The sequence below is a fragment of the Pseudomonas sp. FW300-N2A2 genome, from assembly GCF_017351735.1.
GTDB lineage: Bacteria > Pseudomonadota > Gammaproteobacteria > Pseudomonadales > Pseudomonadaceae > Aquipseudomonas > Aquipseudomonas migulae.
Genome location: NZ_JACNDU010000006.1, coordinates 102665 through 115487, shown reverse-complemented (window position 1 = coordinate 115487; position 12823 = coordinate 102665). Strand labels below are relative to the sequence as shown.

Genomic DNA, 12823 nt, shown 5'->3' with positions numbered 1-12823 from the left:
AAAATGGTCGGGGCTCCGTGAGTCAGTCGAGGGCTTGCACGCGAACCCGTGCGGTGCCGCTTTTGATCATGCCCAGTTGCTCGGCGGCTTCGTGAGACAAGTCGATCAGGCGCCCGCGAGTGTGCGGCCCGCGATCATTGATGCGGACTACACAGGATTTGTCGTTTTTCAGATTGGTGACCTTCACCCGCGTACCAAAGGGTAGTTGGCGGTGGGCAGCGGTCATGGAATTTTTGTCGAAACGTTCACCACTGGCGGTGCGTTTGCCCTGGTGTTTGGCGCCGTAGTAGGACGCCACGCCTGTCTGGTCGTAACCGTGAGGATCGACGACATCGGTGCTGGCGCAACCGGCCAGTAAAGACAACAGGGCGCAGGCCCCCAGTAGACGTTTCATAAACGGTTTCCCAAAAACAAATGTGGGAGCGGGCTTGCTCGCGAAGGGGTCATCACATCCAACATAAATGCTGAATGTCACACCGCTTTCGCGAGCAAGCCCGCTCCCACAGGGGGTAGAGCCAGGCTTGAATACTGGCTCCATGCTCATCAGCCTTCGAGCTTGCTTTTCAGCAGTTCGTTGACCTGTTGCGGGTTGGCCTTGCCTTTGGAGGCTTTCATGGCCTGGCCGACGAAGAAGCCGAACATCTTGCCGCGTTTGGCTTCGTCTGCCGCGCGGTATTGTTCGACCTGCTCGGCGTTGGCCGCGAGCATTTCGTCCAGCACCGCCGAGATCGCGCCGGTGTCGGTCACTTGCTTCAAGCCGCGCTTGTCGATGATCTCGTCCGCGCTGCCTTCGCCGTTGGCCATCGCTTCAAACACCACTTTGGCGATCTTGCCGGAGATGGTGTTGTCCTTGATGCGCAGCAGCATGCCGCCCAGTTGCTCGGCCGAAACCGGCGACTGATCGATGTCCAGGCCTTGTTTGTTCAACAGGCTGCCCAGTTCAACCATGACCCAGTTGGCCGCCAGTTTGGCGTCGCCGCCAATGCTCGCGACTTTCTCGAAGTAATCGGCTTGCTCGCGGCTGGTGGCCAGGACGCTGGCGTCGTAGACCGACAGACCGAACTGCTCCTGGAAACGCTCGCGTTTCTGCGGTGGCAATTCCGGCAGGGTGGCGCGCACGTCGTCGAGGAACGAGTTCTCGATGACCACCGGCAGCAGGTCCGGATCGGGGAAGTAACGGTAGTCGTTGGCTTCCTCTTTGCTGCGCATCGGACGGGTTTCGTCCTTGTTCGGGTCGTACAGGCGAGTCTGCTGGATCACCTTGCCGCCGTCTTCGATCAGTTCGATCTGACGCTGCACTTCGGTGTTGATCGCCTTCTCGATGAAGCGGAACGAGTTGACGTTCTTGATCTCGCAACGCGTGCCGAACTCAGCCTGGCCTTTCGGACGGATCGACACGTTGCAGTCGCAACGCAGCGAACCTTCGGCCATGTTGCCGTCGCAGATGCCCAGGTAGCGCACCAGCGCGTGGACAGCCTTGACGTAAGCCACGGCTTCCTTGGCGCTGCGCATGTCCGGCTCGGAAACGATTTCCAGCAGCGGCGTGCCGGCGCGGTTCAGGTCGATGCCGGTGGCACCGTTGAACTCTTCGTGCAGGCTTTTACCGGCGTCTTCTTCCAGGTGCGCGCGGGTGATGCCAACGCGTTTGACCGTGCCGTCTTCAAGGGCGATGTCCAGGTGGCCCTTGCCGACAATCGGCAATTCCATCTGGCTGATCTGGTAGCCCTTGGGCAGGTCCGGGTAGAAATAGTTTTTGCGGGCGAACACGTTGTGCTGGCCGATCTCGGCATCGATAGCGAGGCCGAACATCACGGCCATGCGCACCGCTTCCTGGTTCAGCACTGGCAAGACGCCAGGCATGCCGAGGTCAACCAGGCTGGCCTGGGTGTTCGGCTCGGAACCGAAAGTGGTGGAGCTACCGGAAAAGATTTTCGACCGGGTGGTGAGCTGGGTATGAATCTCCAGCCCGATCACGACTTCCCATTGCATGTGTTTCTCCTCAGAAGCCGGTTGGGGTGCGGGTGTGCCAGTCAGTGTTCAACTGATACTGATGGGCAACGTTCAACAGGCGACCTTCCTGGAAATACGGGGCGAGCAGTTGCACGCCGACCGGCAGGCCATCGACGAAACCGGCGGGCATGGACAAGCCCGGCAGGCCGGCGAGGTTGGCGGTGATGGTGTAGACGTCTTCCAGATAGGCAGCGACCGGGTCGCTGCTCTTGGCGCCAAGCTTCCAGGCCGGGTTCGGCGTGGTTGGGCCGAGGATGATGTCGACTTCATTGAAAGCCGCCATGAAGTCGTTTTTCACCAGGCGACGAATCTTCTGCGCCTTCAGGTAGTAGGCGTCGTAGTAACCGGCCGACAGCGCGTAGGCGCCGACCATGATCCGGCGCTGCACTTCTGCACCGAAACCTTCGCCACGGGAACGCTTGTACAGGTCTTCCAGGTTTTTCGGGTCTTCGCAGCGATAGCCGAAACGCACGCCGTCGAAACGCGACAGGTTGGAAGACGCTTCTGCCGGGGCGATCACGTAGTACGCAGGAATCGCGTGCTGCATGTTCGGCAGGCTGATTTCCTTGATCACGGCACCGAGCTTTTCCAGCTCCTTGATGCTGTTCTGGATCAACTCGGCGATACGCGGGTCGAGACCGGCGCTGAAGTATTCCTTCGGCACACCGATGCGCAGGCCTTTCAGCGAATCGTTGAGGCTGGCGCTGTAATCCGGCACGGGCTCGTCGATGCTGGTGGAGTCATTGCTGTCGAAACCGGCCATGCCTTGCAGCAGGATCGCGCAGTCTTCGGCGGTGCGCGCCAACGGGCCACCCTGATCGAGGCTGGACGCGTAAGCGATCATGCCCCAGCGCGAAACGCGACCGTAGGTCGGTTTCAGGCCGGTGAGGTTGGTGAACGCGGCCGGCTGGCGGATCGAGCCGCCGGTGTCGGTGGCGGTCGCGGCTGGCAACAGACGAGCGGCAACGGCCGCCGCCGAACCACCGGACGAACCGCCCGGCACGTGTTCCAGGTTCCACGGGTTTTTCACCGCGCCGTAGTAGCTCGACTCGTTGGCCGAACCCATGGCGAATTCGTCCATGTTGGTCTTGCCCAGGGTCACCGCGCCGGCGGCTGCCAGTTTGGCGACGACGGTGGCGTCGTACGGTGCCTTGAAGTTGTCGAGCATCTTCGAGCCGCAGCTGGTGCGCACGCCCTGGGTGCAGAACAGGTCTTTATGGGCGATCGGCGCGCCGAGCAGGGCGCCGCTCTCACCATTGGCCCGGCGTGCGTCAGCGGCTTTCGCCTGCTGGAGCGCCAGGTCTTCGGTGAGGCTGATGAAGCTGTTGAGCTGTGGATCGAGCTGGGCGATGCGCGCCAGCAGGACTTTGGTCAGCTCTTCGGAAGAAAACTTTTTATCGGCGAGTCCGCGGGCGATCTCGGCCAGAGTCAATTGATGCATTGCAGGCTCTTTCCCTTTAGTCGATGACTTTCGGAACCAGGTACAGGCCGTTTTCGACCGCTGGTGCGATGGACTGATAGGCCTCGCGATGATTGGTCTCGGTCACGACGTCTGCACGCAGGCGCTGGCTGGCTTCCAGTGGGTGGGCGAGCGGCTCGATACCGTCGGTATTGACCGCCTGCATTTCGTCGACCAGTCCCAGAATGCTGTTCAGGGCCGAAGTGATGTGTGGAAGATCGGCATCATTGAGGCCCAGACAGGCCAGATGAGCGATTTTTTCCACGTCGGAGCGTTCAAGCGTCATGGGATTCTCCAGTGGAAGGAAAACAGAACGGATGCTATCCGTGTGTTAGATTGTCGGAACACTACCGCATTTCTACGGTCATAAGGCCGCGATTGTGGGGGTTGGTGCACAGAAAAGCGGCCAATTTAACATATTGGCGCCTTGCCCAAAATCCCTGTCGTTGTTAGAGTTTGCCGCACTTTTTTACCCACGCGTTGCCTAGGGTCCCTTTCCCATGTTCAAGAAACTGCGTGGCATGTTTTCCAGCGATCTTTCCATTGACCTGGGCACTGCCAACACCCTTATTTACGTGCGCGAGCGCGGAATCGTCCTGAATGAGCCATCGGTTGTGGCTATTCGGACACACGGTAACCAGAAAAGTGTCGTTGCTGTCGGCACCGAGGCCAAGCGCATGCTCGGCCGTACGCCGGGCAACATTGCCGCCATTCGTCCGATGAAGGATGGCGTCATTGCCGACTTCAGCGTCTGCGAAAAGATGCTGCAATACTTTATCAACAAGGTTCACGAAAACAGCTTCCTGCAGCCTAGCCCTCGTGTGCTGATCTGCGTTCCGTGCAAATCCACTCAGGTTGAGCGTCGTGCCATCCGTGAATCGGCCCTTGGTGCCGGCGCACGTGAAGTGTTCCTGATCGAAGAGCCGATGGCGGCTGCGATCGGTGCCGGCCTGCCGGTTGAAGAAGCACGCGGTTCGATGGTGGTCGATATCGGTGGTGGTACCACTGAAATCGCACTGATCTCCCTGAACGGTGTGGTTTACGCCGAATCCGTACGGGTTGGCGGCGACCGCTTCGACGAAGCGATCATCACCTACGTGCGCCGCAACTACGGCAGCCTGATCGGCGAATCCACCGCCGAGCGCATCAAACAGGAAATCGGTACTGCCTACCCGGGCGGCGAAGTTCGCGAAGTCGACGTTCGCGGCCGTAACCTGGCCGAAGGCGTTCCACGCGCATTCACCCTGAACTCCAATGAAGTGCTGGAAGCTCTGCAAGAGTCCCTGGCCACTATCGTTCAGGCTGTTAAAAGCGCACTGGAGCAATCGCCTCCGGAGCTGGCTTCCGACATCGCCGAGCGTGGCCTGGTACTGACCGGTGGTGGCGCCTTGCTGCGTGACCTCGACAAGTTGCTGGCCCAGGAAACCGGTCTGCCGGTGATCGTTGCCGAAGACCCGCTGACCTGCGTTGCTCGCGGCGGTGGCCGCGCATTGGAAATGATGGATAAACACACCATGGATCTGCTGTCGAGCGAGTGATCGCCCGATGCAACTATGCTGTTGAGCGCGCAGGCGGCACTTTGCAGTGCTGCCTGTTTGCGTTTACCTTCTGTCAGTCTGTATCCAGGCCGGTCTGCCGTATGAATAAAGAAAACATTTGCCTGGGAGGAGCGGCTTATTAAACCGCTTTTCACCAAAGGGCCTTCACTGGGCGTGCGCTTGTTGGTGCTGGTCGTGCTATCGGTCGCGCTGATGGTGGTCGATGCCCGCTTCACACTGCTCAAGCCAGTGCGTAGCCAGATGTCGCTGGTGCTGATGCAGTCTTACTGGATCACCGACCTGCCGCAGCGGCTATGGCAAGGTGTGGCCAGCCAGTTTGGCAGCCGTACCGAGCTGGTCGCCGAAAACGAAAAACTCAAGACCGAAAACCTGCTGCTGCAGGGTCGCATGCAAAAGCTTGCCGCCCTCACCGAGCAGAACGTTCGGCTGCGCGAGTTGCTCAATTCCTCCGCGCTGGTCAACGAGAAGGTCGAAGTGGCCGAGTTGATCGGCATGGACCCCAACCCCTTCACCCATCGCATCATCATCAATAAAGGTGAGCGCGACGGTGTGGTCCTCGGTCAGCCGGTGCTCGATGCCCGTGGCCTGATGGGCCAGGTGGTCGAGTTGATGCCGTACACCTCCCGTGTGCTGTTGCTCACCGACACCACCCACAGCATCCCGGTGCAAGTGAACCGTAACGGACTGCGAGCGATTGCCAGCGGCACCGGCAACCCGGAGCGTCTGGAACTGCGTCACGTGGCCGACACGGCGGACATCAAGGAAGGCGACTTGCTGGTCAGCTCCGGTCTCGGCCAGCGATTCCCGGCGGGTTACCCGGTGGCGACGGTCAAGGAAGTGATTCACGATTCCGGCCAGCCATTTGCCATTGTCCGCGCCGTGCCGACCGCTGCCTTGAACCGTAGCCGTTACCTGTTGCTGGTGTTCAGCGATACGCGTACACCGGAAGAGCGTGCAAACGACGCCGCTCAGGCCCAGGAAAACCTCGATGCGCAAGGCGGCGGGCCAATCATTCCCGCCACCGTGCCGAAACCTGCTGCGGTGATTGCTCCTGCTGCTGCCGCCGCCGTTCCAGCGACTGCACCTGCTGCGACCCCGGCCAAGCCTGCTGCCACAACCCCGGTCAAACCCGCTGCCGCACACCCTGCCGCCGCCAAGCCGCCCGCGACTGCACCCGCCGCCAAACCACCGGCGACACAACCCGCTGTCGTGAAGCCCGCTGCCAAACCGCCTGTCTCTGCACCGGCTACCACTGGGGGAAGAGAATAATGGTCGGTGCTACCGCCTCCCGAAACGGCTGGATGATCTGGCTGACGTTCGCCATCGGCATGTTGCTCAGCGTTTCGCCGCTGCCGCAATTCATGGAAATCCTTCGCCCGCTATGGCTCGCCTTGCTGCTGGCGTTCTGGGCGTTGGCCCTGCCGCAGAAAGTCGGCATGGTCACCGCGTGGTGCCTGGGCCTGGCCGAAGATGTGCTTTACGGCACGCTACTGGGCCAGAACGCGTTGATCCTGACGCTCATCACGTTCCTGGTGCTGTCGCTGCAACAGCGGCTGCGGATGTTCCCGATGTGGCAACAGAGCCTGGTGATCCTGGTGATCTTCGGCCTCGCGCAGCTTGTTCAGCTGTGGCTCAGCGCCCTGACCGGCAATCGTCAGCCAACGCTGGCGCTGGTCTTGCCGGCACTGGTCAGCGCGTTGCTCTGGCCGTGGATCAGCTTCGGTTTGCGCGGTCTGCGTCGACGTTACAAAATTAACTGATTCGGTCAGGCATTTGCCCACACCATGACAAGGGAGATGTCTTGATGAAACAGCTATTCCTCGCCTCAGGCTCGCCGCGTCGGCGTGAGCTGCTTACGCAGATCGGCGTGCCGTTCTCCGCCATCAGCGCGGACATCGATGAAACCCCTTTGAACCATGAATCGCCGTCGGCCTATGTCGAGCGCCTTGCGCGCGGCAAGGCTGAAGCCGGGCGTGGTGCGGTCGTGTCCGACGCCGATTTTTGCGTGCTGGGCGCTGATACCGCCGTAGTGCTCAACGGCAAAATTCTCGGCAAACCGGTGGACGAAGCCGACGCGTGCGCCATGCTTATGATGTTGGCAGGACAAGAACATGAAGTGCTGACCGCCATTGCCGTGCTTGACGGTGAGCGTTGCGAGTCTCGTGTTGTGCGCAGCCTGGTGCGTTTTCGCCCCATCGATCTCGATGAAGCGGCGGCCTACTGGGCCAGCGGCGAACCGCGGGACAAGGCGGGTGGCTATGGCATTCAAGGACTGGGCGCGGTGTTTGTCGCCGGGCTCAATGGCAGCTACTCGGCGGTGGTCGGACTGCCGCTGTGCGAAACCGCTGAGCTGCTTGGCCATTTCGGCATACCCTGTTGGCAAACCCTTAACGCGCGCTGAGCGTCGTACTGACAAGATGCGGCCATTATCGTGAACATGCCTGAACGAGACCCTGCCATGAGTGAAGAGATCCTGATCAACATCACGCCGATGGAATCGCGCGTGGCGGTGGTTGAAAACGGTGTCCTGCAAGAGGTCCACGTCGAACGCACGCAAAAACGCGGTATCGTCGGCAACATCTATAAAGGCAAAGTCGTGCGGGTGTTGCCGGGCATGCAGGCGGCGTTCGTCGACATCGGTCTGGACCGCGCAGCGTTCATTCATGCCTCGGAAATTTCCCTGCGCGAAGGCCCTGCGGTCGAAAGCATCAGCTCCCTGGTCCATGAAGGCCAAAGCCTGGTCGTGCAAGTCACCAAGGACCCGATCGGTTCCAAAGGCGCACGCCTGACCACACAACTATCAATACCTTCGCGTTATCTGGTGTACATGCCGCGTACCGCGCATGTCGGCATTTCCCTGAAGATCGAAGACGAAGCCGAGCGCGAGCGCCTCAAGCAAGTGGTCACCGATTGCGTGGCCACGGAAGGTATCAAGGAAGCCGGTGGTTTCATCCTGCGTACCGCCGCCGAAGGCGCCGGGGCCGATGAGATCCTCATGGACATCCGCTACCTGCGCCGGCTCTGGGATCAGATCAACGAGCAGATCAAAACCATCAGCGCGCCGAGTGTGATCTACGAAGACCTCGGCCTGGCACTACGCACCTTGCGCGACCTGGTCAGCCCGAAGATCGAGAAGATCCGCATCGACTCCCGGGAAACCTTCCAGAAAACCACGCAGTTCGTGGCCGAACTGATGCCGGAAATCGCGGATCGCCTGGAGCATTATCCGGGCGAGCGGCCGATCTTCGACCTGTACGGCGTCGAAGACGAAATCCAGAAAGCCCTCGAACGCAAGGTTCCGCTGAAGTCCGGCGGTTACCTGGTGGTGGACCCGGCGGAAGCCATGAGCACCATCGACGTCAATACCGGGGCGTTCGTCGGTCATCGCAACCTTGAAGAAACCATCTTCAAGACCAACCTCGAAGCCGCGACCGCCATCGCTCGCCAACTGCGCCTGCGCAATCTGGGCGGGATCATCATCATCGACTTCATCGACATGGAAGACGAAGAGCATCAGCGTCAGGTGCTGCGCACGCTGGAGAAACAACTGGAGCGCGACCACGCCAAGACCAACATTATCGGCATCACCGAGTTGGGCCTGGTGCAGATGACCCGCAAGCGCACTCGCGAAAGTCTCGAACAAGTACTGTGCGAGCCGTGCAACAGTTGCCAGGGGCGCGGCAAGCTCAAGACACCGGAAACGGTCTGCTACGAAATTTTCCGCGAAATCCTCCGTGAGGCTCGCGCCTATCAAGCGGAAGGCTATCGTGTATTGGCGAATCAGAAAGTCGTCGACCGCTTGCTCGATGAAGAGTCGGGCAACGTCGCCGAGCTGGAAGGATTTATCGGACGCACCATTCGGTTCCAGGTGGAAACCATGTATTCCCAGGAACAATACGACGTGGTGCTGCTCTGAATCGCTGTGTTTCAACCCGACTAGAACAGCTGGCCTCAGCTTTTTGCAGTAATTTTGCCATGGGAGCCAACTGACATGGACCGTCTGACACGCATTTTGGCCGCACTGACCCGCTGGGGTCTGGGCCTGTGCGCGTTGGCTTTGGTGATGATGGCGCTTTACGTCAGTCTCGGTCGCGAGCTGGCGCCGCTGGTGGCCGAATATCGGGCCGAAGTCGAAACCAAAGCCGGCGCAGCCCTGGGCATGCCGCTGCATATCGGTGAGCTGGAAGGCAACTGGAGTGGCTTCGCGCCGATTCTGCTGGCTCACGACGTGATGGTGGGCGAGGGCGCCAATGCCCTGCGTCTGGATCAGGTGCGCGCGGTGCCGGACCTCTGGGCCAGCCTGGCGGCCCGTGAACTGCGCATCGCTCATCTGGAACTCAACGGTCTGAAGATCAGCCTCAAGGAAGGCGAGGACGGTCATTGGGCGCTGGAAGGCTTGCCGGTGCAGCAGGATCAGCCGCTGGATCCGGAACAACTGCTCAATCGCATGCAGATGGTCCAGCAGTTGTCGGTGCTCGACAGCCAAGTGACCTTGCAGCCACTGGATCACCCGCCGCTGACCTTGACCTACGTTGGCCTGAATCTGAAAACCGGCGTCTCCCGGCAGCGACTCGACGCACGGCTGACCCTGCCCGACGGCCAGCCGGTCGCCATGAGCGTTCGCACCCGCATTAGCGCCAGTCAGTGGCAGGACGGTGCAGCGGATGCGTACCTGAGCCTGCCGCAAAGCGACTGGTCGAAATGGCTGCCCGAGCGTGTGACCCAGCAATGGAACTTTTCCGAAATCAAGGCCGGTGGCGAACTCTGGGTCAACTGGGATAAGGGCGCTCTGCAAAGCGCCGCGATCCGCTTGAACGCGCCGCAACTCAAGGGCGCCTACGCCGAGCGCAAGCCGATCCAGATCAACAACCTGGCGCTCAACAGCTATTTCCAGCGCAGTGCGGAAGGCTTTCTGGTGACGGTGGACTCGCTGTCCATGAACTTCGGTGAGACCCGCTGGGAATCGCACCTGCAACTCAAACAGAGCCTGGCCACCGACACGACCGAAGAGCTCTGGCATCTGCAAGCCGACCGCCTCGACCTCACCCCGCTGACTCCGCTGCTGAATGCCTTGGGGCCATTGCCCGAAGGCCTCGCCACCGCCGTCGAGCGGCTCAAGGTGACGGGTGGTTTGCGTAACGTGCTGGTCGACATCCGGCCCAACGCCACCGACGACAGCAAGGTCAGTTTTGCCGCCAACCTCGACCGGGTCGGCTTTGATGCCTATCACGGTGCCCCGGCTGCACGGAATGTCAGCGGCAGCATCAGCGGTGATCTGGGTCACGGCGAACTGCGCATGGACAGCAAGGATTTTTCCCTGCACCTGGACCCGATTTTCGCCAAGCCATGGCAGTACATTCAGGCCAACGCCCGTTTGACCTGGAAGCTCGACAAAGAAGGTTTCACCCTGATCGCGCCGTACCTGAAGGTGCTGGGCGAAGAGGGCAAGATTGCCGGCGACTTCCTGATCCGCCTGCATTTCGATCACACCCAGGAAGACTACATGGACCTGCGGGTCGGCCTGGTGGAGGGCGATGGCAAGTACACCGCCAAGTACCTGCCCGAAGTGCTCAGCCCGGCGCTGGACGAATGGTTGCGTACGGCGATTCTCAAGGGCGCGGTGGACCAGGGCTTCTTCCAGTATCAAGGCTCGCTGAACCATGGCGCCGCCGACACCGCGCGCAGCATCAGCCTGTTCTTCAAAGTGCACGATGCCGAGCTGGCGTTCCAGCCGGGTTGGCCGCATGTCAGCAAGGTCACTGGCGACGTGTTCATCGAAGACAGTGGCGTGCGGATTCTGGCCAGCAAAGGTCAGTTGCTCGACACACAAGTCAGCGATATTTACGTCAACATTCCCCATGCGCCCGCCGGGCAAAACCCTCACCTGTTGCTCGATGGCGCTTTCGCTGGCGGGTTGGGCGATGGCCTGAAAATTCTCCAGGAAGCGCCGATCGGCACCGCCGCCACCTTCGCCGGATGGGAAGGCGAGGGCGAGCTGAAGGGCAAGCTGAAACTGGATATTCCGCTGGCCAAAGGCGAACAGCCGAATATCCTCGTCGACTTCAAGACCGCCAAGGCGCGCTTGAAACTGGCCGAGCCAGTCCTTGAACTGACTCAGTTGAAGGGCGATTTCCGCTTCGACAGCACCAAAGGCTTGAGTGGGCAGAACATCACCGCTCGTGCCTTTGACAAACCCGTCACCGCACAGATTTTCGCCGATGGCAGTCCAGGCGACATCAAGACGCGCGTCACCGCTTCCGGCCAGGTCGAGGTCAAAAAGCTGACTGACTGGCTGAGTGTCACGCAGCCGTTGCCGGTCTCTGGTTTGATCCCGTATCAGTTGCAACTGAACCTGGATGGCGCAGACAGCCAGTTGATGGTCAATTCCAGCCTCAAAGGCGTGGCCGTCGATTTGCCTGCGCCGTTCGGCATGGCGGCCGATGTGGGGCGCGACACGACGTTCCGCATGACCCTGCAAGGGCCGGAACGGCGTTACTGGGTCAAGTACGGCGAATTGGCCAGCTTCACGTTTGCAGCGCCGGCCGGCAGTTTTGCCGACGGTCGCGGTGAACTGTTCCTCGGTGGTGGCGATGCCGTATTGCCAGGCGGCAAAGGCCTGCGGGTGCGCGGCGTGCTGTCGGAGCTGGATGTCGGCCCGTGGAAGGATCTGGTGGACAAGTATGCCGGCCAGGATCCGGGCGGCAGCGCCAAGCAGTTGCTCAGCGGCGCGGATTTCAAGGTTGGCAAGCTCAGCGGCATCGGTACCACGCTTGATCAGGCCTCGGTGCAGTTGAACCGAAAGCCGAGTGCATGGGCCCTGCAACTCGACAGCCAACAGGTCAAGGGCACCGCCGGTATCCCCGATGCGAAAGGCGCACCGATTGCGATCAATCTGCAATACGTGCGTTTGCCGGCACCGGACCCAACGATTTTGGCCGATGAAAATTCGCCGGATCCATTGGCCTCAGTGGATCCGACGAAGATCCCGGCGCTGGATATCACCATCAATCAACTGTTCCAGGGGCAGGACCTGGTCGGGGGCTGGTCGCTGAAAGTGCGTCCGACCGCCAAAGGCATCGCGCTCAATACGCTGGATCTGGGCCTCAAGGGCCTTCTGTTGCAGGGCAGCGGCGGCTGGGAAGGCGCGCCTGGTGCTTCCACCAGTTGGTACAAGGGCCGGGTCAGCGGCAAAAATCTGGCGGATGTGCTGAAAGGCTGGGGCTTTGCGCCCAGTGTCACCAGCGAAGAGTTTCATATGGATGTCGACGGTCGCTGGCCCGGTTCACCGGCCTGGCTGGCCACCAAGCGCTTCTCCGGGACGCTTGATGCGTCGCTGAACAAAGGCCAGTTCGTTGAAGTCGAGGGTGGCGCTCAGGCGTTGCGGGTATTTGGCCTGCTCAACTTCAACTCCATCGGCCGGCGCTTGCGGCTGGACTTCTCCGATCTGTTTGGCAAAGGCTTGAGTTACGACCGGGTCAAAGGCTTGCTGGTCGGGACCAACGGCGTTTACGTGACCCGTGAGCCGATTCTGCTGACCGGTCCGTCGAGCAATGTCGAGCTCAATGGCACGCTGGACCTGGTGGGTGATCAGATCGATGCGAAACTGCTGGTGACCTTGCCGGTTACCAACAACTTGCCGATTGCCGCGCTGATTGTCGGTGCACCGGCCATCGGTGGGGCGCTGTTCCTGATCGACAAGCTGATCGGTGACCGCGTGGCACGTTTCGCCAGCGTGAAATACACCGTCAAAGGCCCGTGGAAAGAGCCGAAAATCACCTTCGACAAACCTTTTTGA

The 12823-nt window shown here is 60.6% G+C and carries 10 protein-coding genes; 6 read left to right on the top strand and 4 right to left on the bottom strand.

The genetic code is table 11. The annotated features are described in order from the left end of the window. Positions 1-22: 22 nt before the first annotated feature. From J4E42_RS11340 to gatC, 4 genes are all read right to left on the bottom strand, one after another. Entirely contained in the window at positions 23-394 is a 372-nt protein-coding gene (locus J4E42_RS11340) for a septal ring lytic transglycosylase RlpA family protein (RefSeq protein WP_008037420.1), read from the bottom strand. A 149-nt stretch (positions 395-543) separates the two neighbouring features. Next, complete coding sequence (gatB, locus tag J4E42_RS11335) at positions 544-1989, bottom strand: Asp-tRNA(Asn)/Glu-tRNA(Gln) amidotransferase subunit GatB (protein ID WP_008026871.1); 1446 nt, start codon at positions 1987-1989, stop codon at positions 544-546. 10 nt (positions 1990-1999) lie between these two features. Further along, the gene (gatA, locus tag J4E42_RS11330; protein ID WP_008026874.1) at positions 2000-3451 is read right to left on the bottom strand and encodes an Asp-tRNA(Asn)/Glu-tRNA(Gln) amidotransferase subunit GatA; all 1452 of its coding nucleotides are present in this window, start codon (positions 3449-3451) and stop codon (positions 2000-2002) included. A gap of 16 nt (positions 3452-3467) precedes the next feature. Continuing rightward, the gene (gene gatC / locus J4E42_RS11325) at positions 3468-3755 is read right to left on the bottom strand and encodes an Asp-tRNA(Asn)/Glu-tRNA(Gln) amidotransferase subunit GatC (protein WP_008026876.1); all 288 of its coding nucleotides are present in this window, start codon (positions 3753-3755) and stop codon (positions 3468-3470) included. 214 nt (positions 3756-3969) lie between these two features. Between gatC and mreB the strand changes: the two genes are divergently transcribed. The 6 genes from mreB (at position 3970) to J4E42_RS11295 (ending at position 12823) form a co-directional block, all read left to right on the top strand. After that, positions 3970-5007, top strand: a complete 1038-nt coding sequence (mreB, locus tag J4E42_RS11320; protein ID WP_002555108.1) for a rod shape-determining protein MreB — start codon at positions 3970-3972, stop codon at positions 5005-5007. Between the two features lie 138 nt (positions 5008-5145). Further along, positions 5146-6297: a rod shape-determining protein MreC gene (gene mreC / locus J4E42_RS11315; RefSeq protein WP_081500181.1), complete on the top strand. Its 1152-nt coding sequence runs from the start codon at positions 5146-5148 to the stop codon at positions 6295-6297. Beyond that, complete coding sequence (gene mreD, locus J4E42_RS11310; RefSeq protein ID WP_008037410.1) at positions 6297-6788, top strand: rod shape-determining protein MreD; 492 nt, start codon at positions 6297-6299, stop codon at positions 6786-6788. Before mreC ends, mreD begins: the two co-directional genes overlap by 1 nt. A gap of 44 nt (positions 6789-6832) precedes the next feature. Continuing rightward, a complete protein-coding gene (locus J4E42_RS11305; protein ID WP_207285279.1) occupies positions 6833-7429 on the top strand; it encodes a nucleoside triphosphate pyrophosphatase in 597 nt (198 codons plus the stop codon). A 57-nt stretch (positions 7430-7486) separates the two neighbouring features. Further along, positions 7487-8944, top strand: coding sequence for a ribonuclease G (rng, locus tag J4E42_RS11300; protein ID WP_008026884.1), 1458 nt, complete (start codon positions 7487-7489; stop codon positions 8942-8944). A gap of 75 nt (positions 8945-9019) precedes the next feature. After that, on the top strand, positions 9020-12823 hold the full coding sequence (locus J4E42_RS11295; protein ID WP_207285278.1) for a YhdP family protein: 3804 nt from the start codon (positions 9020-9022) through the stop codon (positions 12821-12823).

Excerpts from the sequence above, each read along its gene's own strand:
- J4E42_RS11305 (WP_207285279.1), top strand. The coding sequence starts at position 6,833 with ATGAAACAGCTATTCCTCGCCTCAGGCTCGCCGCGTCGGCGTGAGCTG.
- mreB (WP_002555108.1), top strand. The coding sequence starts at position 3,970 with ATGTTCAAGAAACTGCGTGGCATGTTTTCCAGCGATCTTTCCATTGAC.
- gatB (WP_008026871.1), bottom strand. The coding sequence starts at position 1,989 with ATGCAATGGGAAGTCGTGATCGGGCTGGAGATTCATACCCAGCTCACC.
- J4E42_RS11340 (WP_008037420.1), bottom strand. The coding sequence starts at position 394 with ATGAAACGTCTACTGGGGGCCTGCGCCCTGTTGTCTTTACTGGCCGGT.
- gatC (WP_008026876.1), bottom strand. The coding sequence starts at position 3,755 with ATGACGCTTGAACGCTCCGACGTGGAAAAAATCGCTCATCTGGCCTGT.
- J4E42_RS11295 (WP_207285278.1), top strand. The coding sequence starts at position 9,020 with ATGGACCGTCTGACACGCATTTTGGCCGCACTGACCCGCTGGGGTCTG.
- gatA (WP_008026874.1), bottom strand. The coding sequence starts at position 3,451 with ATGCATCAATTGACTCTGGCCGAGATCGCCCGCGGACTCGCCGATAAA.
- rng (WP_008026884.1), top strand. The coding sequence starts at position 7,487 with ATGAGTGAAGAGATCCTGATCAACATCACGCCGATGGAATCGCGCGTG.
- mreD (WP_008037410.1), top strand. The coding sequence starts at position 6,297 with ATGGTCGGTGCTACCGCCTCCCGAAACGGCTGGATGATCTGGCTGACG.